Genomic DNA, 22,022 nt, shown 5'->3' on the forward strand with positions numbered 1-22,022 from the left:
TCGATCATTGTTCGAGATTTCGTCCGCACCGGTGGTGGAAGTCGATCAGTTGGTGCGGTTGGTGCGGTTAGTGCGCTTGGTGCGGTTGGTGCCGCGTCAGCCGGGAGCGTTCCCCGGCTGCGGGACGTACGGGAAGGTGCTGGCGCGGACGACGAGTTGAGGTTCGATGGCGACGCGGGACGTCCCGGAGGGGGGCCGGCCCTCGATGAGGTCCAGCAGCAGGGCAATGCTCCGTTTGCCCACCGTCGCGAAGTCCTGCCGGACGGTGGTGAGCGGCGGAGCGAAGAACTCCGACTCCGGGATGTCGTCGAAGCCGACCACCGCGACGTCCTGGGGAGTGCGCACTCCCGCCTCACGCAGAGCCCGCAACACCCCCAGTGCCATCTGGTCGTTGGCGACGAAGACGGCGGTCAGGCCACGGCCCACCCAGCCGGCCAGTTCCTGGCCCGCACGGTAGCCGGACAGCGGACTCCAGTCACCCCCCAGCGGCAGCGGCGGTTCGACACCCGCCTCTTCGAGGGTCGCCCGCCAGCCGTCGACCCGGTCCACCGCCTCCTGCCAGTCCTCGGGTCCGGCGAGATGCCAGACCGTGCGGTGACCGGAGGCCAGCAGATGACCGGTGGCCAGCCGCGCGCCCAGGCGCTGGTCCACGTTGACGCTGGGGATCTCCACGCCGGTCCCCGTTCCCACGGCCACCACCGGGAAGGGCTGGCGCAGTTCGGCGAGGGCCTCGACCGCCGACCGCTGCGGGGCGAGGGCGATCACTCCCTCCACCCCACCCTGGCTGAGGTGGTCCAGGGCCTCGGACAGTGTCTCCACCGTCAGTCTGCGCAGACTGACCGTCGAGACGACGTATCCCTCGGTACGCGCCGCATCCTCCAGCGCGAACAGCGTGCTGGCCGGTCCGTAGAGCGTGGTGTTGGAGGCGACGACACCCAGGGTGCGGGTGCGCCGGGTCACCAGGGCCCGTGCGGAGGAGTTGCGGCGGTAGCCCATCTCCTCGATCGCACGCTGCACCCGGGCCCGTGTCTCGTCCCGCACGTTGGGGTGATCCCCCAGTACGCGGGACACGGTCTGGTGGGACACACCGGCCAGGCGTGCCACGTCGGCCATGGTGGGCGGCCGGAGCTGAGTGTGGTTCACGGCCGCACCTCCTTGGTGATCGGCTGCTGGTGAGTCCTGCGGGCCGGGCGGGTGGTTCCGCGCCGTCGGCTTCACGCCGGGGTTCCGGAGAGCCCCAGGACACCGGGCGGGAAGGCGGGTTGAGGCACTGCCGACACGACGCTCACACCTCCTTGGATGCCATGGGACGACGACTGGTGAATGCGGAGGTCATTGTGAGCGCTAACAATTCCCGTCGGTCAAGAGGGCTGCGCCAGGGTGGTCGTCACGGTTGGATAACGCGCCGGACGGGCGCCCCGACCGGCGGGTGACCGGTAACGTCCCTGGGTGCGGACGTGAAAGCCGGGACGACCGGACCGTCGCCGGCCGCCCCGGTCGTCGCACCGGAACCGTTGTGGGTTCGAACCATTGACACTCCGACCGGGTCGTCTTTACTGTCGCGACAGCATTTCGAACAAGTGACGATATCTCGAACAAGCCAAGGACTTAGGGAGTACCGTGCGCATCACGGGAATCAGCACGCACGTGGTCGGGACGCCGTGGCGGAACCTGACCTACGTCCAGGTGCACACCGACGAGGGACTCAGCGGCGTCGGCGAGACCCGCATGCTGGGCCACACCGACGCACTGCTCGGCTATCTGCGCGAGGCGGAGCAGAACCACATTCTCGGCTCCGACCCGTTCGCTGTCGAGGATCTGGTCAAGCGCATGAAGTACGGCGACTACGGCCGGGCCGGCGAGATCGTGATGTCCGGCATCGCCGTGATCGAGATGGCGTGCTGGGACATCAAGGGCAAGGCTCTCGGGGTGCCGGTGTGGCAGCTCCTGGGCGGCAAGGTCACCGACAAGGTCAAGGCCTACGCCAACGGCTGGTACACCACCGAGCGGACGCCGGAGGCGTACCACAAGGCCGCCAAGGGAGTCATGGAGCGCGGCTACAAGGCGCTCAAGATCGATCCCTTCGGCACCGGGCACTTCGAGCTGGACCACCAGCAGAGCCTGTACGCCGTCTCCCTCATCGAGGCCGTGCGCGACGCCATCGGGCCGGACGCCGAGCTGATGCTGGAGATGCACGGCCGCTTCTCCCCCGCCACGGCCATCCGGCTGGCGAAGGACCTCGCGCCCTTCAAGCCCGCGTGGCTGGAGGAGCCCTGCCCGCCGGAGAACCTGAAGGCGCTGGAGAAGGTCGCCGCCAAGGTCGACATCCCGGTCGCCACGGGTGAGCGGATCCACGACCGGATCGAGTTCCGGGAGCTCTTCGAGAGCCAGGCCGTGGACATCATCCAGCCGGACGTGGGTCACATCGGCGGCATCTGGGAGACCCGCAAGCTGGCCGCGACCGCCGAGGCCCACTACGTGCTGGTCGCGCCGCACAACGTCGGCGGCCCGGTCCTCACCGCCGCTTCCCTCCAGGTCGGCTTCACCTCGCCGAACTTCAAGATCCTGGAGCACTTCAACGACTTCGCGGACGCGGAGATCAAGAAGGTCATCAAGGGGGCGCCCGAGGTGATCGACGGGTACTTCCACCTCTCCGACGCCCCCGGTCTGGGTGTCGAGCTGGACGTCGACGCCGCCGCCGAGTTCCCGCAGCAGCAGGCCCGGTTCGACCTGTGGGCCGAGGGCTGGGAGCAGCGGAAGCCGAAGGGCGCCAAGTGAGCACGGCCGTCGTCGTCGAGGCGCCCGGCGAGCACCGCCTCACCCCGCACACGCCCCGCGAGCCGGGCGCCGGCGAGGCGCTGGTGCGCGTCCACGCCGTCGGCATCTGCGGCAGCGACCGCGAGGTGTACCAGGGCAACCGGCCCGAGGGGTACGTCCGCTACCCGCTGACCCCGGGCCACGAGTGGTCCGGCACGGTCGAAGCGGTCGGCGCCGGGGTCCCCGAGGCGCTCGTCGGCCGGAAGGTCGTCGGGGAGGGTTTCCGCAACTGCCAGGTCTGCGACCGCTGCCACGCGGGCGAGACCACCCTGTGCACGGCGGGGTACGAGGAGACCGGGTTCACCCAGCCCGGGGCGATGGCCACCACCCTCACCCTGCCTGCCCGGCTGCTGCACGCCCTGCCGGACGACGCCGACCTGACGGCGGCGGCCCTGCTGGAGCCGGCCGCGTGTATCGCGGCGGCCGCGATCAAGGCGAACGCGCGGCCGGGTGAGCGGGTGGCCGTCGTCGGCACCGGCACCCTCGGCATGTTCGCCGTGCAGTTCCTGAAGGCGGGCTCCCCGGCGGAGCTGCTGGTCGTCGGCACACGCAACGACCGCGAGGCCCTGTCGAGGCAGTTCGGCGCCACGGACTTCCGCACGAAGGACCAGACGGACCCCGGACTCCCCGACGACTTCGACGTCGTCATCGAGACCGCCGGGTCCGCGTCCGCCGCGCGCACCGCCGCCTCCCTGCTCAGGCGCGGCGGACGCCTGGTCCTGACGGGCATCCCGGCGCCGGGCGCCGAGGGCCTGGACCCGACCGACCTGGTCGTACGGCAGCTGGAGGTGCACACCGTCTTCGGTGCGCCGCCGGACGCCTGGGCGCACACGGTGCGGGTCTTCGGGGCAGGACTGCTCGATCCGTTGCCGCTGGTCACGCACGAGCTGCCGCTCGACGGGTTCCCCGAGGCCATCGAGCTGGTGGGATCCGGCGATCCGAAGGTGGGCAAGGTCCTGCTCCGCCCCTAGACGTACGCCGGTACGGGGGCGACCTGACGGCTTCCGTACCGGCGTACACCCAGCCCCCCACGCCTTGAGCCGCGAACTTCGTCCGAAATACCGAACAGAAGGACAGACAGTGACCGACGCTTCCGCCACGGCGGCCCGCAGGCCCGGTGAGCAGGCACTCACCACCCTCGGCCTGGGCGCGCCCGCCCTCGACCCCGCGGACGCCTCACCGCACACCTTCCCCGGCGGCGGCAGCTGGCGCACCGAAGTTCCCTCGTGCGAGGGTCCCGAAGCGCTGGCCGTCGTCCTGAAGGAGGCCTCCCGCCTCGACGTGCCGATCCACCGGATCAGCCAGGGCAGCGGTGTGTGGATGCTGACCGACTCGGAGATCACCGAGATGGTCGAGGCGACCGACGAGCGTGACATCGAGCTCTGTCTGTTCACCGGCCCGCGCGGCACCTGGGACATCGGCGGCTCGACCCGGACCGACTCGCGCGGCGGCGGCCTGCGCGCCCGCGGCCACGACGCGGTCGCCGGATGCGTCGAAGACGCCGTCCGGGCAACCGAGTTGGGCGTCAAGTGTCTGCTGGTCGCCGACGAGGGCGTGCTGTGGACGCTGCACCGGGCGCGGCTGGCCGGGATCATCCCGGCCGACACGACTCTCAAGGTGAGCGCCCTCATTGGGCCCGTGAACCCGGCCGCGTACGCGGTGTACGAGAACCTCGGCGGCGACTCGATCAACGTGCCGAGCGATCTGACGCTCGATCACCTCACCGAGATCCGGCGGGTTTCCGCCGCTCCCATGGACATGTACATCGAGGCTCCCGACGATCTCGGCGGCTACGTGCGGATGTACGAGGTCGCCGAGCTGATCCGGCGCGGCGCACCGATCTATCTGAAGTTCGGCCTGTCGAAGGCCCCGGGGATCTACCCGTACGGTCATCACATGCGCGACGTGACCTTGAACAGTGCCCGGGAACGGGTGCGGCGCGGCCGGCTCGCCCTGGACCTGCTGGCACGGCACGGAGCGGACGGCGACATGGCTCCGCTGGGCTCCCGGCTGCCCGGCGATCTGCGTCGGTTCGAAACGCCCTCATAACGTTCCGGACAACGCCCCTTCACAAAAGACCACGCAGCCGCACACAATCCCACACACCCCTTCTTCGGTCAGCACCTCGCACCGCTCCAGGCAGCGTCCCCGCATCGCCAGACCGAGCCCGCCCCACACATCAAGGATGATGATCATGCGTACTCGCCGAGCCTCACTCGCCGCCATAGCCGGCGCTGCCTCCCTCGCCCTGACCCTGTCCGCCTGCGGCCAGAGCGGCGAGGGCGGCAGCGAGACGGCGACCGACAGCGCCAAGGGAGGCACCATCGGCATCGCGATGCCCACCAAGTCCTCCGAGCGCTGGATCGCCGACGGCAACAACGTCAAGAAGGACCTGGAGTCCAAGGGCTACAAGACCAAGCTGGTCTACGGCGAGGACGACCCGGACCAGCAGGTCTCCCAGGTCGAGAACCTGATCACACAGGGCGTCAAGGCGCTGATCATCGCGGCCATCGACAACAAGTCGATGAACAACGTCCTGCAGCAGGCCAAGGACGCCGACATCCCGGTGATCTCCTACGACCGCCTGATCCTCGGCACCGAGAACGTCGACTACTACGCCTCCTTCGACAACGAGAAGGTCGGCGAGCTCCAGGGCAACTACATCGTCGAGAAGCTCGGCCTGAAGGACGGCAGCAAGAAGGGCCCGTTCAACATCGAGCTCTTCGCCGGCTCGAACGACGACAACAACACCCGCTACTTCTTCCAGGGCGCGATGAACGTCCTGCAGCCCTACATCGACAAGAAGCAGCTCGTCGTCCGGTCCGGCCAGACCAAGCTGACCCAGGTCAGCACCCTGCGCTGGGACGGCGGCGTCGCCCAGAAGCGCATGGACGACATCCTGACCTCGGCCTACAAGAGCGAGCGGGTCGACGCGGTCCTGTCGCCCTACGACGGCATCTCCATCGGCATCCTCTCCGCGCTGAAGTCGGACGACTACGGCTCCAAGAGCAAGCCGCTGCCGGTCGTCACCGGTCAGGACGCCGAGGTCGCCTCGGTGAAGTCGATCATCGCGGGCCAGCAGTCGATGACCGTCTACAAGGACACCCGCGAGCTCGCCAAGGTGTCCTCGAACATGGTCGACGCGCTGCTCAACGACAAGAAGCCCGAGACGAACGACACCAAGACGTACGACAACGGCTCGAAGGTCGTCCCGGCCTACCTGCTGGAGCCGGTCGCCGTCGACAAGGCCAACTACCAGACGGTCGTCGTGGACTCCGGCTACATCAAGGAAAGCGACCTGAAGTAACCGCCACCCCCCTAGTGATTGGAAGGCACGACCATGGCGGGACCCGTCCTGGAAATGCGCTCGATCGTCAAGACCTTTCCCGGCGTCAAAGCGCTGTCGGACGTCACACTGACCGTCCAGCAGGGCGAGGTCCATGCCATCTGCGGGGAGAACGGCGCCGGCAAGTCGACCTTGATGAAGGTCCTCTCCGGCGTCCACCCGCACGGCACGTACGAGGGCGAGATCCTTTTCGAGGGTGACGTCTGCGAGTTCAAGGACATCCGGGCCAGTGAGCATCACGGCATCGTGATCATTCACCAGGAACTGGCCCTGGTGCCCTACCTCTCCCTCGCGGAGAACATCTTCCTCGGCAACGAACACGCCACGCGCGGGTTCATCAACTGGAACGACACCCTCAAGCACGCCAGCGAACTGCTGCGCCGGGTCGGTCTCTCCGACCACCCGGAGACCCGCGTCGCCGACATCGGCGTGGGCAAGCAGCAGCTCGTGGAGATCGCCAAGGCGCTGTCGAAGAAGGTGAAGCTGCTCATCCTCGACGAGCCGACCGCGGCTCTGAACGACGAGGACAGCGGCAAACTCCTGGATCTCATCCTGGAGTTGAAGAAGCAGGGCATCACCGCGATCATCATCTCCCACAAGCTGAACGAGATCCGCAAGGTCGCCGACTCGGTGACGATCCTGCGGGACGGGCGCACCATCGAGACGCTCGACGTGAAGGCCGCGGAGACGACCGAGGACCGGATCATCAGCGGGATGGTCGGCCGCGACCTGGAGAACCGCTTCCCGGAGCGCTCTCCGCACGAGCCGGAGGAGGGCCGGGCGCCCGCCCTGGAAGTCCGCAACTGGACCGTGCACCACCCGATCGACCAGCAGCGCAAGGTGGTCGACGACGTGTCGCTCCAGGTGCGCCGCGGGGAGATCGTCGGCATCGCGGGCCTGATGGGCGCCGGCCGCACCGAGCTCGCGATGAGCGTCTTCGGGCGCTCCTACGGCCGGTACGCGGGCGGCACGGTCCTCAAGGACGGCACGGAGATCCGTACGAAGTCCGTCCCGGAGGCGGTCAAGCACGGCATCGCGTACGTCACCGAGGACCGCAAGCACTACGGCCTCAACCTCATCGACACCATCGGGCGGAACATTTCGCTCAGCGCCCTGGGCAAGGTCGCCAAGCGCGGTGTGGTCGACGAGCACGAGGAACGGCAGGTCGCCGAGGGCTTCCGCAAGTCCATGAACATCAAGGCGCCGACCGTCTTCGAGCCGGTGGGCAAGCTGTCCGGCGGCAACCAGCAGAAGGTCGTCCTCAGCAAGTGGATCTTCGCGGGTCCCGATGTGCTGATCCTGGACGAGCCGACGCGCGGCATCGACGTCGGTGCCAAGTACGAGATCTACACGGTCATCGACCAGCTGGCGGCCCAGGGCAAGGCGGTCGTCTTCATCTCCTCCGAGCTGCCGGAGCTGCTGGGCATGTGTGACCGCATCTACACGATGGCCGCGGGGCGGCTGACCGGTGAGTTCTCGCGGGCCGAGGCCTCGCAGGAATCACTGATGCGCCAGATGACAAAGGACAAAGAGGTAACCCGATGAGCACGGACGTGACCGCCAAGACGCCGGCCCCCGCGCCGCCCGGCAAGGGCGGTTCGGCGACCGGTGACAGCCTGCTGCACCTGATGCTGGACGGCATGCGCCGCAACATGCGGCAGTACGGCATGCTGTTCGCCCTCGGTCTGATCGTGGTGCTGTTCGCCGTGTGGACCAACGGTGACCTGCTGCTGCCGCGCAACGTCTCCAATCTGGTGCTGCAGAACAGCTACATCCTGATCCTCGCGATCGGCATGATGCTCGTCATCATCGCGGGCCACATCGACCTGTCGGTCGGCTCGCTGACGGCGTTCGTGGGCGCGGTGGGAGCCGTGCTGATGGTCAACCACGACATCGCCTGGCCCATCGCCCTGGTGATGTGTCTGGCCATCGGAGCGGCGGCCGGTGCCGCGCAAGGGTTCCTCATCGCGTATCTCGGCATCCCGTCGTTCATCGTGACGCTGGCGGGCATGCTGACCTTCCGCGGGCTCACGGAGATCTTCCTGGAGGGCCAGACGATCGGCCCGTTCCCGGAGGGCCTGCAGAAGGTCGCCAACAGCTTCCTGCCCGAGGTCGGCCCGGACACCAACTACCACAACCTCACGCTGCTGCTGGGCCTCGCCGTGATCGTGTTCGTGGTGCTCCAGGAGCTCCGCGACCGCAAGCGGCAGCAGGAGTTCGCCCTCGAGGTGCCGCCCGCCAAGCTCTTCGCGCTCAAGCTCGTCGCGCTGGTGGCCGCGGTGCTCACCGTCACGATGCTGCTCGCCAGCTACAAGGGCGCCCCGATCGTGCTGCTGATCCTCGGCACCCTGGTCGTCGGCTTCGGCTACATCATGCGCAACGCGATCATCGGCCGGCACATCTACGCGATCGGCGGCAACCTGCCCGCCGCCAAGCTGTCGGGCGTCAAGGACAAGAAGGTCACCTTCCTCGTCTTCCTCAACATGGGCATGCTCGCGGCCCTGGCGGGTCTGGTCTTCGCCGCCCGCTTCAACGCGGCCTCGCCCAAGGCCGGCCTCAACTTCGAGCTGGAGGCCATCGCGGCCGCCTTCATCGGCGGCGCGTCGATGAGCGGCGGTGTCGGTACCGTCCTCGGCGCGATCATCGGCGGTGTGGTCCTGGGCGTGCTGAACAACGGCATGAACCTGGTCGGCATCGGCACCGACTGGCAGCAGGTCATCAAGGGCCTGGTACTGCTGGCGGCGGTCGGATTCGACGTATGGAACAAGCGCAAGGTCGGTTCGTAAACGACCACGCCAGCACGTAAGGGCCCCGCCGGCAGGCGGGGCCCTTTTCCACGGGAGGCAGGAGAAAGCCGGTGAAGTCGCTCTTCGGCAAGCTCGCCGACGGCACGGAAGTCCACAGCTGGGCCCTGGAGAACGGCGGCACCCGCCTGAAGGTCCTCTCCTGGGGCGGCGTCGTCCAGTCCCTGGAGATCCCGGACCGCGAGGGCCGGTACGCCAACGTCTCCCTGGGCTTCGACACCATCGAGGACTACGTCGCGGGGAGCCCGTACTTCGGCGCGCTGATCGGCCGCTACGGCAACCGCATCGCCGAGGGCCGGTTCACCCTGGACGGCGAGAGCTACCAGGTGAGCGTCAACGACGGCGCCAACAGCCTGCACGGCGGCGCCCAGGGCTTCGACAAGCGGGTGTGGGACGTCGAGCCGTTCACCGAGGGTTCCGACGTCGGCCTGTACCTGTACCGCACGAGCGTCGACGGCGAGATGGGCTACCCCGGCACGCTCAGGACGAAGGTGACCTACACCCTCACCCGGCAGGGCGACTGGCGCATCGACTACGAGGCCACCACCGACCACGCCACCGTCGTCAACCTCACCAGCCACGTGTACTGGAACCTGGCCGGCGAGAGCAGCGGCACCATCTACGACCACGAGCTGGAGATCGCGGCCTCCCGCTACACGCCGGTCGACTCGGGGCTGATCCCCACCGGCGAGATGGCGGACGTGGCGGGCACCCCCTTCGACTTCCGTCGCCCCAAGACGGTCGGCGAGGACCTCCGGGCCGCCCACCAGCAGCTGCTGTACAGCAAGGGCATCGACCACAACTACGTCCTCGACAAGGGGATCACGGGCGAGCCGGAGCACATCGCGACGCTGAAGGACCCGTCCTCCGGGCGGACCATGAAGATCGCGACGACCGAGCCGGGCCTGCAGTTCTACTCCGGCAACTTCCTCGACGGCACCCTCGTGGGCAGCGGCGGCACCGTCTACCGCCAGGGCGACGCCCTCTGCCTGGAGACCCAGCACTACCCTGACGCTCCGAACCACCCGTCGTTCCCGTCCACCGTGCTGCGGCCGGGGCAGACGTACCGGACGACGACGGTGCACTCGTTCGACGCGTGAGTCCTCTTCACAGGTAACGCACAAGTTCTTACCCGTTTCTCAGCGGTTGAACAGCGCCACCCCAGCCTCCGTATGTAAGGGCGGCCCGTGCTCCCCCGCGCGGGCCACCCAAGACGACGGGCCCGGTCGTCCCCACCGGGCCCGCCCCATACGGAGGCTCCCTTGGCTGACAACGTCACCTCGCTGTTCCGCAGCACCGCGGCGCACAGCCCGTCGATGGCGGCGCTGACCCGTGAGGGCGGCGAAGGGGCCGGGCCGGTCGACTTCTGTATCCCCTGCAACCCCTACTTCCCCACCCCCGCCATGTTCGACGACATGGCGGCCCGGCTGCGGGACATCATCACGTACTACCCGAGCAGCGCCGACACCATCACGGCCGAGCTGTGCAGTCTGCTCCAACTCCCGCCGCAGTGCGTGGCGATGGGCAACGGCTCCACCGAACTCATCACCTGGATCGACCACCTGCTGGTGCGCGAGTCCCTCGCCATCCCCGTCCCCACCTTCGGCCGCTGGACCGACCAGCCGATGGAGACCGGCAAGCGGGTCGACATGTTCCCGCTCCAGGAGTCCAGCGGATTCGCCCTGGACCTCGCCCAGTACGCCGAGTTCATCCGCGCCCGCGGCACCCGGGTGGCCGTCATCTGCAACCCGAACAACCCCGACGGCGGCTTCCTGCACAAGCACGCGGTCGTGCAGTTCATGGACGCCATGGCCGACCTGGACCTGGTCGTGATCGACGAGTCGTTCCTGGAGTTCGCGGACGCGGAGGTCGAGCCGAGCGTCGTCCACGAGGCCATGCTGCGGCCCAACGTGGTCGTCCTGCGCAGCCTCGGCAAGAACTTCGGCCTGCACGGCATACGGTTCGGCTACCTGGTCGCCAACCCGGCCCTGGCGGGCCGGATCCGCTCGATGCTCCCCAAGTGGAACCTCAACTCCTTCGCCGAGCACGTGGTGTTCATCCTGAAGGAGCACGGCGCCGAGTACGCGCAGAGCCTCCAGCAGGTCCGCCGCGACCGGCTGGACATGGCCGGCCAGCTCGCGAACCTGCCCGGCCTGACCGTCTACCCCTCCCAGGGGAACTTCCTCTTCGTACGCCTGCCGGTGGGCGCCGAAGGCACCGTGGTCCGGGACCGGATGCTCACCGAGCACCGGATCCTCGTCCGCGAGTGCGGCAACAAGATCGGCTCCTCAAGCCGCTTCCTGCGACTCGTGGTGCGCCCCCAGGTGGACGTGCGTCGCCTGGTGTCCGGCCTGGAACAGGTGCTCTACGGGACCAGGAGGGGAGCCGCCGTGCCCGAGCTGGCTACAGGGACCAGCTACAGCTCGGGTACGGCGGCAGTTGACCGGTTGGTCGGTGCCACCAACGGCGCGGGCATGCAGGGCCTCGCCGCTCAGGCCATGGCCGCCGCGCCGGGGTTCTCATCCGCCCCGTCCGTCGGCGCCGGCATGCCGATGCCCGCCGCGGCGCAGACCGCTCAGCCGGGTCAGCCGTTCGGGGCCGGGATGCCGATGCCGGCGGTGGCCCAGGCAGCCCCGCAGCCGGTCGGCTACCCGGCCCCGACTCCGGTACCGGCGCCGAGGCCCGCGCCCATGCCCGCGCCCGCGCCCATGCCCGCGCCCGCGCCCATGCCCGCTCCGATGCCCGCGGCGGCCGCCGCACCCGCCGCCGCGATGGGGCAGACCCCACCGGGCGTCCCGGCCCGCGGCGGTCTCACCGCGGCCCAGGTCCGCGGCATGACCGCCCCGAGCTCCGCACAGGACCTGACGGCGGCCCCGGCGACCGGCTGGCCCAACGCCCAGAGCTGGCCGAACGCGGCAGGGATGGGCCAGGCCGGGTAGCCCCGTCCTACACGCCGTCCTACACCGGGTTCAGCCGCCACTGCTGGCAGGTGTTGTTCAGCCACGTCCACTGACGTACGTCGGCGGAGTCCGCGGTGGAGCAGTCGGCGACGTCGGCGACCTTGCCGGTGGCCTGGTTCGCGATCCTGACGTAGCCGCTGTCGGTGGCGACGAACCGGTACCGCTGGCAGGTGTTGTTCAGCCAGGACCACTGGCGCAGGTCGGCACCGTCGGCGGAGGAGCAGCCGGCGGTGTCGAGCACCTTGCCGGTGGCGACGTTCACCAGTCTGCTGGTGTCGTCGCCCTGGTCCTCGATCCGCCACCGCTGGTTGTTGCCGCCGCTGCAGCTGTACTGCTGCACATTGGCACCGTCGGCCGTCGAACTCCCGGCGACGTCGAGGCACTTGCCGCTGTTGCGGTTGGTGATCGTGTACGTCGTCGAGGCGGTGGAGGGCTCACCGGACGGACCCGTCACGCTCGCCCCGAGCCTGACCGGCGTACCGAAGTTCGGCGTGCCGTCGGAGTTCCAGGCGATCTTCTGGGCCCGTGCCGTACGCCCGTTGTCGCAGCCCTCGGAGGCGGCGTCGTTGGCGTGGTAGACGATCCAGTCCTCGGTGCCGTCGGGGGACTTGAAGTGACCGTGGTGACCGGGGCCGTAGACACCGTTCGCGTCGTTGCGCTGGAACACCGGTGTGGACTTCTTCGTCCAGGAGGACGCGGCCAGCGGGTCGGAGCCGGTGAGCGTGAGCTGGCCGAGCTTGTAGTCGGGGGTCCAGCAGCCGCTCGCCGAGTAGATCAGGAAGGTCCTCCCACCGCGCTGGAGGATCTCCGGTCCCTCGTTGACCGTACCGCCGGACGTCTCCCAGGAGTTGGTCGGCGTGGAGATGGTGGAGAACCCGGTGGCGAGGGTGTACGGGTTGGACATCCGCGCCGCGACGAGGTTCTGCGTTCCGCCGCTCGCGCTGCCGAACAGATACAGCTGCCCGTTGATGGTGGCGACCGACGGGTCCAGCATCCAGGCGGAGTTGAGCTGGTTCCGGTACGTGTACGGCCCGGTGGGATCGGACCCGGCGCTCTCCAGTACGTGCGTCCGCTGGGTCGGGATGTAGTCGGACACGTTCTGCCCGGCGACGTAGTACAGGTACCAGCGGCCGTTGAGGAAGTGGATCTCGGGAGCCCAGATGTTGCAGCATCTGGACGCGGCGTCGCCCTTCCACACCTCGATGTTGGGCGCGGTGGCGAGTCCGGCGAGCGTCGCGGACTTGCGCATGGTGATGACGTCGGTCCAACTCGTCGTCACCATGTAGTAGTTGCCGTTGTGGTACGAGATCCAGGGGTCGGCGCCCTTCTGCGCCTTGACCGGGTTGGCGAACGAGGCCGCGCTCGCGGAGGGCTGCCCGAGCGACAGGGCGAGCAGCAGCGCGGCCAGCAGGGTCAGTATGCGACGGGCCATCCGCTGCTCCAGTTCAGAAGGTTGATGCCGAGCTTGGGCGTGCCGTTGGCGTTGCCGTCGTAGTAGTGGTAGACGATCAGGTCGCCGTCGGCGTCGTTCATGACCGACTGTCCGCCCGGGCCGATGACGCTGCCGTGGGACTCCAGCACGGGCGTCCCGCCGTTGTTCATCAGCGAGACGCCGTTCTTGTCGTAGTACGGCCCGGTGATGCTGGTGGCGCGGCCGACCTTGACCTTGTACGTCGAACTGGTGCCGGCGCAGCAGGTGTCGTACGAGGCGAAGAGGTAGTAGTAGCCGCCCCGTTTCACGATGTACGGCGCCTCGACCGCCTTGGTGCCGGTGGGGCGGGAGGCGAGCGAGTACCGGGTGGTGTTGGTGGAGAGCTGCTTGCCGGTGGCGGGGTTGATCTGGATCATCTTGATCCCCGTCCACCAACTCCCGAAGGACAGCCACCACTTGCCGTCGTCGTTCACGAAGAGGTTCGGGTCGATGGCGTTGAAGTCGCTGGACGAGCTCGACGTGTAGACGGTGCCCTGGTCGGTCCAGCTTCCCGGCTGGCCGGTGCTGGAGGTCGCGAGCCCGAGGGCCGAGGTGTTCGAGCCGAACTTCGAGACGGAGTAGTACATCAGGTACTTGCCGCCGTGGTACGAGATGTCGGGCGCCCACGCCTCCGGGACGGAGGAGTAGGTCCGCCACCAGCTCGGCCGGCTGGAGAAGGCGTCGCTGCCGTTCCTGAAGGCGGTGCGGTCGCCGGACGTCTTGCTGGCGATGCCGCCGCCGGTGGCGTAGAGCAGGTACTGCCCGGACGAGGTGCGGACCATCGTCGGGTCGTGGGTGACCACGTCGCCGGTGACCCGGCCGGGGTTGGGGTACGCGGACGCGCTGCTCGGGATCAGGGCGAGCAGGACGGCCGCGGGGACGGCGAGGAGTGCGGTTCTGCGGGGGATACGGGGCATGCGTGGCGAGCGGGGCATGCGGGAGGTGTGGGAGGTGCGGCTCACGCGGGGCCTCCTTGCGTGGGGGTACGGTCCGTTCGGTGTTCGTTCGGTATTTCGATCACCGATCAGAACTTCGGACGGACCGTAGAATCGAACCCCTTGCGCGTCAATGGTCCGCGCAGCCCCAGTAGTCGCGGCTACGGCTGGGGCGAGGCCCCCTCAGACCCTCTTCGGACCCCCTTCAGACCCCCGGCCCGAAGTCCGCCTCCAACCGCTCCCTCCAGCCGGCGTCCGCCAGCCCCGCTCCCACCAGCACGTCGCGCCAGTCCTCCTTGGCCAGCTGCAGTGCGTCGAGGAGGCGGTCCATCCGGCCGCGGCTGCACAGGAGGGTCGCGGCGGCGATGCGCTCCTTGTCCTCCTTGTCGCCGCGTTCGGCCAGGTGGTGGACGAGTTCGGCCAGGAGTTCCTTCACGACCTGGCCGTCACGTCCGGGGAAGTCCTTGGCGATGCGCTGTTCGACGCGTCCGGTCAGCCTCATTCGTACTCCCATACGCAAGCCCTCCGAAACTTTTGTCCCGTTTCGTCCCTTTAGGACGCCACGCTACCTCGCCCCGGCCCGCCCGCCGGGCTGTCCGACGGGCTGTCCGCAAGGGACTTGACGGATCGTCGCTTCATCCGTCAACGAAATGACCGACGGCGGCCCCGTCACCCACGGGGCCGCCGCGGAACCGTCAAGGGCGACCGGACCCGGCGCCGCTCCCCTACGCCTCCGGACACTCCTTCCACGCCAGGTGGTAGACCGTGCTGATGTCCCCGTCCGTCGAGTCCATCGTCATGAAGCTGACCTTGCCGGGGGACTGCGTCCCGGCGCTCACGCGGAGCTCCGTGTTGATGTTGAAGTTGCGCTGGACTCCGCAGGGCGCCCAGACCAGTTGGGCCCAGTCCGTGGTGTCGGTGGCCTGCCAGTTGTCGCTGTGAGGGCCGGCGAAGGGGTGGTTCTTGTACACCGTGCTCGACGAGCCCTGGAAGTAGTACGACGCTCTCTGGACGGCGCTCGCGCCGGGCTGGAGCGCGGCGAAGCCGCGGTAGTCGGCGCTGGCGATGGCGTAGGTGAAGCCCTGCGGGACGTGGACGATCAGGTTGAGCTGGCAGTTCTTGCGGAAGGCCGTGGGGTCGGAGTTGCCGCCGGCCTGGGCGAGGTAGTCGCTGTAGGTCACGGTGAAGGCGGTGTTGTCCTCGGAGACGGCGATCGCGGCCGTGCCCTGCGGGCAGCCGGAGCCGTTCACCGTGGCGACCTTGATGACGATCTTGTCCGGGGGCGGGTCCTCGAACCCGGAGGACGGGCCCTGCGCGGGCAGTGCGGCGGTGAGCAGCGCGGTGATCGCGGCGCCACTCAGGAGCAGGCCAGTAGTCACTGTCTCTCCCCTTCGGTGGGATCGGTGGGGGGTGGATGCGCCCCGGCTCCGAGCTCCGGCTCTGTGGAGAAACTGTGAAGTCGCTGTGGAGGATCGGGGCGTTCGCATCGTAGGAAGCCCGATGCGTCATGGACAGGTCAAACTCCGGCCATTCACCCCGGCCCGTTCACACCCACCCGGATCACACCCGCACCGGCTGCGGTTCGGCCGCCGCCTCGGCCGCGGCCTTCTCCCTCAGGTGCGCCCGGACCGAGTACGCCAGCGCCCCCGCCCACAGCGCGTACAGCACGACGTACACCGCCGCCGCGAGCGTCCCGGACACCGCGAGCCAGTCGCTCTTGAGCAGCGTCCGGGCGTTCGTGACGAGGATGACCCCTCCCACCGCCGAACCGAGAACGCGCGGCGGCATCAGGCGCACCAGCCACGCGGCGAGCGGCGCCGCGATCAGGCCGCCGAGGAGGAACGCGGCGACCCAGAGGAAGTCGATGCCCTGGGAGCCGAGGGAGAAGAGAAAGCCGAGGCTCGCGGCGACGGCGACGAGGAACTCGCTGGTGTCGATGGAGCCGATCACCTTGCGCGGCTCCATGCGGCCGTCGGCCAGCAGCGCGGGCGTGCCGACCGGGCCCCAGCCGCCTCCGCCGGTCGCGTCGAGGAAGCCGGCGACCAGGCCGAGCGGGGTGAGGAAGCGGCGGCGCAGGGGCTTGCCGAGCTTGCCCTCGGGCAGGCCGCGGAAGGTGAAGCGGGACAGGACGTAGAGGCCGAGGCCGAGCAGGATCAGGGACATCACCGGCGCGGCGACCTCGGTCGAGAGCTTCGACAGGACGGTCGCGCCGAGGAAGGAGCCCACCGCTCCCGGCACGCCGATCTTCGCGACGACCTTCCAGTCGACGTTCCCGAAGCGCCAGTGCGAGGCGCCCGACATCAGGGTGGTGCCGATCTCGGCGAGGTGGACCGTGGCCGAGGCGGCGGCCGGGTTGGTGCCCAGGGCGAGCAGCAGGGTGGTGGAGGTGACGCCGTAGGCCATGCCGAGGCTGCCGTCCACGAGCTGGGCCCCGAGGCCCGCGAGGGCGAGCAGAATCAGCGTGCGCATGGATCGTCGTCCCGTCGTGTCCTGGGTCTCCTACCGGGTGAGCAGGGATGAACGGGACGTGACCCTAGGTCGTCATTCTGAGTGCAACCTGAGACCCGGATGAGGGCCCTTCACAGGCTCAGGGGTTCTCCCAGGCCGCCGGCTCCGCCGCCAGCTGCCGTACCGGCTCGGGCAGGGCGTCCGCCGCGATGTCGGCGACGGTGACGCCCTCCAGGATCCTGCGGACGTTGGCGCGCAGCGCGATCCACAGCGGCAGCAGGGGCTGGGCCGATCCGGTGTACGCGAGGCCGGTGGGACGCTCGCCGCGCACCGACACGATGGGCCCGTCGACTGCGCGGATGACGTCGGCTACCGTGATCGCGGTGGCCTCGCGGGCGAGCCGGTAGCCGCCGCCCCCGCCGCGCCGGCTGTCGACGATCCCGCCGCGCCGCAGATCGCCGAGAATGCCCTCCAGGAACTTGTGCGGGATGCCCTGGACGGCCGCGACGGTCTCCGCCTTCACCGGCCCGTCGTCCTGTCGTACGGCGAGCTCCAGCACCGCCCGTACCGCGTAGTCCGCCCGCGCAGAGATCCTCATACGACAATTGTGCGGCGTCCGACCGTACAGAATGACCCAGCACCCACGGTCGCGGACGACCAGGCACAACAGGAGGCGCTCCCTTGGGGCTCAGCAGACGTACTTTCAGCGCCCTCGCCGGCACCACGGCGCTCGGCCTCGCGCTGACCGGCAGCGGCGGCCTTGCGACGAACGCCCGCACGTCCCGCGGCGTGCCCACGGGCCCTCCGCCGAGCCCGCCCACCGCCGACGGCCGCCGGCACTCGGTCGGCTTCGACCGGTACTCGCTGATCGTCGACGGCCGGCGGCTGGTCCTGTGGTCGGGCGAGATGCACCCCTTCCGGCTGCCGAGCCCGTCGCTGTGGCGGGACGTCCTGCAGAAGATGCGCGCGCACGGCCACAACGCGGTCAGCGTGTACGTCGCCTGGAACTACCACTCGCCCGCGCCCGGCGCGTACGACTTCACGGGCGTCCGCGACCTCGGCCTGTTCCTGCGCACGGCCGCCGAGACCGGCCTGTACGTCATCCTGCGCCCGGGTCCGTACATCAACGCGGAGGTCGACGCCGGCGGCTTCCCCGGCTGGCTCACGGCGACCGAGGGCCGGGCCCGCACCGCCGACCCGGCCTATCTGAAGCACGTCGACGAGTGGCTGACCCAGGTGAACGCGATCGCCGCCCGGCACCAGTTCACCAAGGGCACGGGCACCGTCCTGCTCTACCAGATCGAGAACGAGTACGACCCCTCCGGCGGTGGCGACGGCCTCGGCGCGACCGCGCGGGACTACATGTCCCACCTGTACAAGAAGGTGCGGGCCGACGGGATCGACGTACCGCTGTTCCACAACGACAAGGGCCAGAACGGCCGGTGGATCCCCGGGTCGTTCGACACCGGGGGCGAGAAGGGGCGTTGGCTGTACGGCTTCGACGGGTATCCCGATCCGGCCCAGACGCCGCCGGACTGGGGGCACTTCGGGGCCGACGGCCGGACGGGCGGGGCCACGGCCAGTCCGCGGACGCCCGGGTTCCTGCCCGAGTTCGGCGGGGGCTGGTTCGACGGGTGGGGCGGGGCGACGTTCCAGGGCAAGGGGTACGCGGAGGCACGGCGGACCCGGGACGCGGCCTACGAGCGGCGCTTCCACCTCACCAACCTGGCCAACGGCATCACGCTGAACAACGTCTACATGACCTTCGGCGGCACCTCGTGGGGCTGGCTGCCCGCGCCGGCCGTCTACACGTCGTACGACTACGGGGCGGCCTTCGACGAGGGGCGCAAGGCCGCCACCGCCAAGCTGGCGCCGATGCACCAGCTCGGGCATCTGCTGCAACGCGTGCCGGACTTCGCGAAGCTGGACCGGGCGGAGGAGGTGCGGGCGACGGACGACCGGCTGAAGGTGTACCACCTCACCAATCCCGACACCGGCTTCCATGTCTACGTCGTGCGCAACGACACCGACGAGGACATCTCCTCGACCATGCCGGACGCCGGGTTCGCGGTGCCGTTCACCGTCCCGGCCCGGGACGCGCTGCTGCTGACCGCCGATCTGGCCCTCGGGCGGCGGAAGCTGAAGTACGCCACCGTGCCGCCCATGTTCTGCATCACGGCGGGGCGGCAGGACATCGCCCTCTTCGCGGGGAGGTACGGCGACATGGCGCAGATCGCGCTGGAGAGCGAACAGGACGTGGAGGCGACGCGGCTGGACCCCGAGGGCGCGTGGATCTACGACCGCGGTCTGCTGCGCGTGAACGCGCCGCTCGGCGTGGGCGGGCTGACCCGGGTCAGGGTCGAGGCCGCCGGGTCCGAGCGGCCGCTGCTGCTGCTCTTCGCCGACGACGCGACCTCGCTGCGGCTGTGGCCGTTCGACACCCCGTCGGGCACGGTGCTGGTGTACGGCCCGCCGCTGGTGCGCGAGGTGACCGTGCGCGGTGACACGGTGCACCTGACCGGCGACACGTACGGCGCGACCGGGCTCGAGGTGTGGGCTCCGCGGGGCGTCGGTCGCGTCACCTGGAACCAGCGCCCGTTGCGCACCAGGATCAGCGTCACCGGCAGTCTGCTGGCCGAGCCGCTGCTGCCCGGCGTGGCCCCGGTGACGCTGCCCGCGCTGGACTCGGGCTGGCGGCGGCGGACGGAGGACCCGGAATCCGAGCCGGACTTCGACGACTCCGCGTGGACCGTCGCCGACAAGAAGACGTCGTTCAGCATCACGCCCATGCCCGAGGGGCAGCCCGTTCTCTTCGCGGACGACTACGGCTTCCACTACGGCGACGTCTGGTACCGGGGGCGCTTCACGGAGGCAGCGGGCGCCGAATCGGTTGCCCTCTCCTACAGCACGGGCACGCAGGGACTGCTGATGGCGTGGCTGGACGGGACTCCGCTGGGCACGCACCGGATGCCGGTGCCGGACAAGGACACGGTGGGCAAGGGCAGTTGGGCGGACACCGTCACCTTCGACCTGCCCGGGGTGCTCTCTCAGGGGGCCAGTGACTCGCACGTCCTGTCCGTCCTCGTCCGGCCGATGCAGCACGACCAGGACGGCGGGGCGGACGACGCGCACAAGGTGGCCCGCGGGCTGACCGCGGTCACCTTCAAGGGGACCTCGTCCCAGCCGAAGGTGAGGTGGCGGCTGCAGGGCGCGGCCGAGCCCGATCCCGTGCGCGGGCCGCTGAACAACGGCGGGCTGTTCGGGGAGCGCGAGGGCTGGCACCTGCCGGGGTTCGCGGACGGCGAGTGGCGGACGGTGGACCTTCCGCACGCAGACCAAGGCCAGGGCGTCACCTGGTACCGGAAGACCTTCCGGCTGGCCGTCGACCCCGGGACCGACGCCTCGATCGGACTCGTCCTGGACGACGATCCGGCCCGCGCCTACCGCGTCCAGATCTTCCTCAACGGCTGGAACATGGGCCAGTACATCAACGACGTGGGCCCGCAGCACACCTTCGTCCTGCCGAACGGGATCCTGCGCACACGTGGCACCAACACACTGGCCCTGGCGGTCCTGTCCGACGGGACCACACCGTCGGGCCTGCGGGACGTACGGCTGACGCTGCTGGGCGTGGCGGCCGGAGGAGTCCCGGTGACACCGGTGAACTCCCCCGGCCGCTGATCAACGACGTCTACGCCACTGCTACGCCGCTGCAATCCGCCTCTACGCCAGCCGGATCACGTTCCAGGACAGCGGCTCCAGTACGGCGGTCAGGGTGCCGTCCGTCAGGGCCGTGCCCTCGACCGGGTGCGGGGCGACCCGCCCGGGCTCGTCGAGGGTGTTGCGGGCGTCCGGGTCGGCGTCCGCGAGGGCGCTGTGCTCGACGACCGAGGTGAGGTCGAGTCCGTTCAGGGCGACCTCGAGGGGCAGCGCGTCGGACTGGCTGCGGTTGACCGCGAAGACGGTGACCGTGCCGTCCTCGGCGCGGACGGCGGTGGCGTGCAGCAGGTCGGTCTCGCCGTACTTCTTCGTCTCGTACGTCGGTGAGTCGACGCGGACGTCGAGGACCTGGCCGCGGCCGTACTTCGAGGCCTGCGCGAACGGGAAGAACGTCGTCTGGCGCCAGGCCGGGCCGCCCGGCTCGGTCATGATCGGCGCGATGACGTTGACGAGCTGCGCGAGGCAGGCGACGGTGACACGGTCGGCGTGCCGCAGCAGTGCGATGAGCAGCGAGCCGAAGACGACCGCGTCCATGACGCTGTAGTTGTCCTCCAGCAGGCGCGGGGCCTCGGGCCAGTCGTCCTGCCCGAACGACTTCGCGTGCTCCTCCCAGTCGGGCAGGTACCAGACGTTCCACTCGTCGAAGGAGAGGTTGATCTTCTTCTTCGACTTGAGCCTCGCGCCCACGTGGTCCGCGGTCGCGACGACGTTGTCGATGAAGGACTCCATGTCGACGGCGGAGGCGAGGAAGGAGCCGACGTCGCCGTTCTCCGGCCAGTAGTAGGCATGCAGCGAGATGTAGTCGACGAGGTCGTACGTCTCCTTGAGGACCGTCGCCTCCCACTCGGCGAACGTCGGCATGCTCTGGCTGGAGGAGCCGCAGGCGACCAGTTCGACGGTCGGGTCGAGCTGGCGCATCGCCCGGGCCGTCTCGGCGGCGACCCGGCCGTACTCCTCGGCCGTCTTGTGGCCCGTCTGCCAGGGGCCGTCCATCTCGTTGCCGAGGCACCACAACTTGATACCGAAGGGGTCCTTGTCGCCGTGGGCGATGCGCTTCTCGGCGAGTGCGGTGCCGGAGGTGTGGTTGGCGTACTCCTGGAGTTCCAGGGCCTCGGCGACGCCTCGGGTCCCGAGGTTGACGGCCATCATGGGCTCGGCCTGGGGGCCGACCTTGCGGAGGAACGCGATGTATTCGGAGAGGCCGAAGCGGTTCGTCTCGGTCGAGTGCCAGGCGAGGTCGAGGCGGCGGGGGCGGTCTTCGGCGGGGCCTGTCGAGTCCTCCCACTTGTAGCCGGAGACGAAGTTGCCGCCGGGGTAGCGGATGGCTGTCGCGCCGAGTTCGCGGACCAGGTCCAGGACGTCGGTTCGGATTCCGTCCTCGTCCGCGGTGGGGTGGCCGGGTTCGAAGATGCCGGTGTAGACGCAGCGGCCGAGGTGTTCGACGAAGGATCCGAAGAGGCGGGGGTTTACTTCGCCGATGGTGAAGGCGGGGTCGAGGGTGAAGCGGGCGGTGCTCATGGG

General features: G+C 69.4%; 16 protein-coding genes and 1 pseudogene. 9 read left to right on the forward strand and 8 right to left on the reverse strand.

What is annotated here, in order from left to right; translation table 11 throughout:
- Positions 1-96 precede the first annotated feature (96 nt).
- On the reverse strand, positions 97-1,143 hold the full coding sequence (locus AC5P09_RS09000) for a LacI family DNA-binding transcriptional regulator (protein WP_493873326.1): 1,047 nt from the start codon (positions 1,141-1,143) through the stop codon (positions 97-99).
- 477 nt (positions 1,144-1,620) lie between these two features.
- Between AC5P09_RS09000 and AC5P09_RS09005 the strand changes: the two genes are divergently transcribed.
- From AC5P09_RS09005 to AC5P09_RS09040, 8 genes and pseudogenes are all read left to right on the forward strand, one after another.
- Positions 1,621-2,778: a mandelate racemase/muconate lactonizing enzyme family protein gene (locus AC5P09_RS09005; RefSeq protein WP_493873327.1), complete on the forward strand. Its 1,158-nt coding sequence runs from the start codon at positions 1,621-1,623 to the stop codon at positions 2,776-2,778.
- A complete protein-coding gene (locus AC5P09_RS09010) occupies positions 2,775-3,788 on the forward strand; it encodes a zinc-dependent alcohol dehydrogenase (RefSeq protein ID WP_493873328.1) in 1,014 nt (337 codons plus the stop codon). Before AC5P09_RS09005 ends, AC5P09_RS09010 begins: the two co-directional genes overlap by 4 nt.
- A gap of 109 nt (positions 3,789-3,897) precedes the next feature.
- Positions 3,898-4,866, forward strand: a complete 969-nt coding sequence (locus AC5P09_RS09015) for a hypothetical protein (RefSeq protein WP_329341090.1) — start codon at positions 3,898-3,900, stop codon at positions 4,864-4,866.
- 145 nt (positions 4,867-5,011) lie between these two features.
- Positions 5,012-6,124 carry a multiple monosaccharide ABC transporter substrate-binding protein gene (chvE, locus tag AC5P09_RS09020; RefSeq protein WP_493873329.1) on the forward strand — a complete coding sequence of 371 codons (1,113 nt, stop codon included), beginning with the start codon at positions 5,012-5,014 and terminating at the stop codon, positions 6,122-6,124.
- 33 nt (positions 6,125-6,157) lie between these two features.
- Positions 6,158-7,708: a multiple monosaccharide ABC transporter ATP-binding protein gene (gene mmsA, locus AC5P09_RS09025; protein ID WP_493873330.1), complete on the forward strand. Its 1,551-nt coding sequence runs from the start codon at positions 6,158-6,160 to the stop codon at positions 7,706-7,708.
- Entirely contained in the window at positions 7,705-8,949 is a 1,245-nt protein-coding gene (mmsB, locus tag AC5P09_RS09030) for a multiple monosaccharide ABC transporter permease (RefSeq protein WP_493873331.1), read from the forward strand. The genes mmsA and mmsB overlap by 4 nt, the downstream gene beginning before the upstream one ends.
- A gap of 47 nt (positions 8,950-8,996) precedes the next feature.
- Positions 8,997-10,067: pseudogene (locus AC5P09_RS09035) on the forward strand (aldose epimerase family protein); the annotation flags it as partial.
- A gap of 162 nt (positions 10,068-10,229) precedes the next feature.
- Positions 10,230-11,906 (forward strand): pyridoxal phosphate-dependent aminotransferase, encoded by a 1,677-nt coding sequence (locus AC5P09_RS09040; protein ID WP_493873332.1) that lies wholly within the window; start codon positions 10,230-10,232, stop codon positions 11,904-11,906.
- A 19-nt stretch (positions 11,907-11,925) separates the two neighbouring features.
- On the opposite strand, the gene AC5P09_RS09045 is transcribed toward AC5P09_RS09040, so the two are convergent.
- From AC5P09_RS09045 to AC5P09_RS09070, 6 genes are all read right to left on the reverse strand, one after another.
- Complete coding sequence (locus AC5P09_RS09045) at positions 11,926-13,359, reverse strand: family 43 glycosylhydrolase (protein WP_493873333.1); 1,434 nt, start codon at positions 13,357-13,359, stop codon at positions 11,926-11,928.
- Positions 13,341-14,333: an arabinan endo-1,5-alpha-L-arabinosidase gene (locus AC5P09_RS09050; RefSeq protein WP_493873509.1), complete on the reverse strand. Its 993-nt coding sequence runs from the start codon at positions 14,331-14,333 to the stop codon at positions 13,341-13,343. Before AC5P09_RS09050 ends, AC5P09_RS09045 begins: the two co-directional genes overlap by 19 nt.
- A 205-nt stretch (positions 14,334-14,538) precedes the next feature.
- Positions 14,539-14,835 carry a hypothetical protein gene (locus AC5P09_RS09055; RefSeq protein ID WP_493873334.1) on the reverse strand — a complete coding sequence of 99 codons (297 nt, stop codon included), beginning with the start codon at positions 14,833-14,835 and terminating at the stop codon, positions 14,539-14,541.
- 223 nt (positions 14,836-15,058) lie between these two features.
- On the reverse strand, positions 15,059-15,712 hold the full coding sequence (locus AC5P09_RS09060; RefSeq protein ID WP_493873335.1) for a DUF4360 domain-containing protein: 654 nt from the start codon (positions 15,710-15,712) through the stop codon (positions 15,059-15,061).
- A gap of 181 nt (positions 15,713-15,893) precedes the next feature.
- Positions 15,894-16,802 (reverse strand): sulfite exporter TauE/SafE family protein, encoded by a 909-nt coding sequence (locus tag AC5P09_RS09065; RefSeq protein WP_493873336.1) that lies wholly within the window; start codon positions 16,800-16,802, stop codon positions 15,894-15,896.
- 118 nt (positions 16,803-16,920) lie between these two features.
- Entirely contained in the window at positions 16,921-17,379 is a 459-nt protein-coding gene (locus AC5P09_RS09070) for an RrF2 family transcriptional regulator (RefSeq protein ID WP_493873337.1), read from the reverse strand.
- Positions 17,380-17,462: 83 nt separating this feature from the next.
- Here AC5P09_RS09070 and AC5P09_RS09075 point away from each other — a divergent pair, with 83 nt between their 5' ends.
- Positions 17,463-20,462, forward strand: a complete 3,000-nt coding sequence (locus AC5P09_RS09075) for a glycoside hydrolase family 35 protein (protein ID WP_493873338.1) — start codon at positions 17,463-17,465, stop codon at positions 20,460-20,462.
- 42 nt (positions 20,463-20,504) lie between these two features.
- On the opposite strand, the gene arfA is transcribed toward AC5P09_RS09075, so the two are convergent.
- The gene (gene arfA, locus AC5P09_RS09080; RefSeq protein WP_493873339.1) at positions 20,505-22,019 is read right to left on the reverse strand and encodes an arabinosylfuranosidase ArfA; all 1,515 of its coding nucleotides are present in this window, start codon (positions 22,017-22,019) and stop codon (positions 20,505-20,507) included.
- Between the last annotated feature and the right edge of the window lie 3 nt (positions 22,020-22,022).

The sequence above is a fragment of the Streptomyces sp. a15 genome (assembly GCF_059026085.1).

What these genes read in the sequence shown, in the direction of transcription:
- mmsA (WP_493873330.1), top strand. Translation starts at nt 6,158, where the DNA reads ATGGCGGGACCCGTCCTGGAAATGCGCTCGATCGTCAAGACCTTTCCC.
- AC5P09_RS09050 (WP_493873509.1), bottom strand. Translation starts at nt 14,333, where the DNA reads ATGCCCCGCTCGCCACGCATGCCCCGTATCCCCCGCAGAACCGCACTC.
- AC5P09_RS09065 (WP_493873336.1), bottom strand. Translation starts at nt 16,802, where the DNA reads ATGCGCACGCTGATTCTGCTCGCCCTCGCGGGCCTCGGGGCCCAGCTC.
- mmsB (WP_493873331.1), top strand. Translation starts at nt 7,705, where the DNA reads ATGAGCACGGACGTGACCGCCAAGACGCCGGCCCCCGCGCCGCCCGGC.
- arfA (WP_493873339.1), bottom strand. Translation starts at nt 22,019, where the DNA reads ATGAGCACCGCCCGCTTCACCCTCGACCCCGCCTTCACCATCGGCGAA.
- AC5P09_RS09045 (WP_493873333.1), bottom strand. Translation starts at nt 13,359, where the DNA reads ATGGCCCGTCGCATACTGACCCTGCTGGCCGCGCTGCTGCTCGCCCTG.
- AC5P09_RS09070 (WP_493873337.1), bottom strand. Translation starts at nt 17,379, where the DNA reads ATGAGGATCTCTGCGCGGGCGGACTACGCGGTACGGGCGGTGCTGGAG.
- AC5P09_RS09055 (WP_493873334.1), bottom strand. Translation starts at nt 14,835, where the DNA reads ATGAGGCTGACCGGACGCGTCGAACAGCGCATCGCCAAGGACTTCCCC.
- chvE (WP_493873329.1), top strand. Translation starts at nt 5,012, where the DNA reads ATGCGTACTCGCCGAGCCTCACTCGCCGCCATAGCCGGCGCTGCCTCC.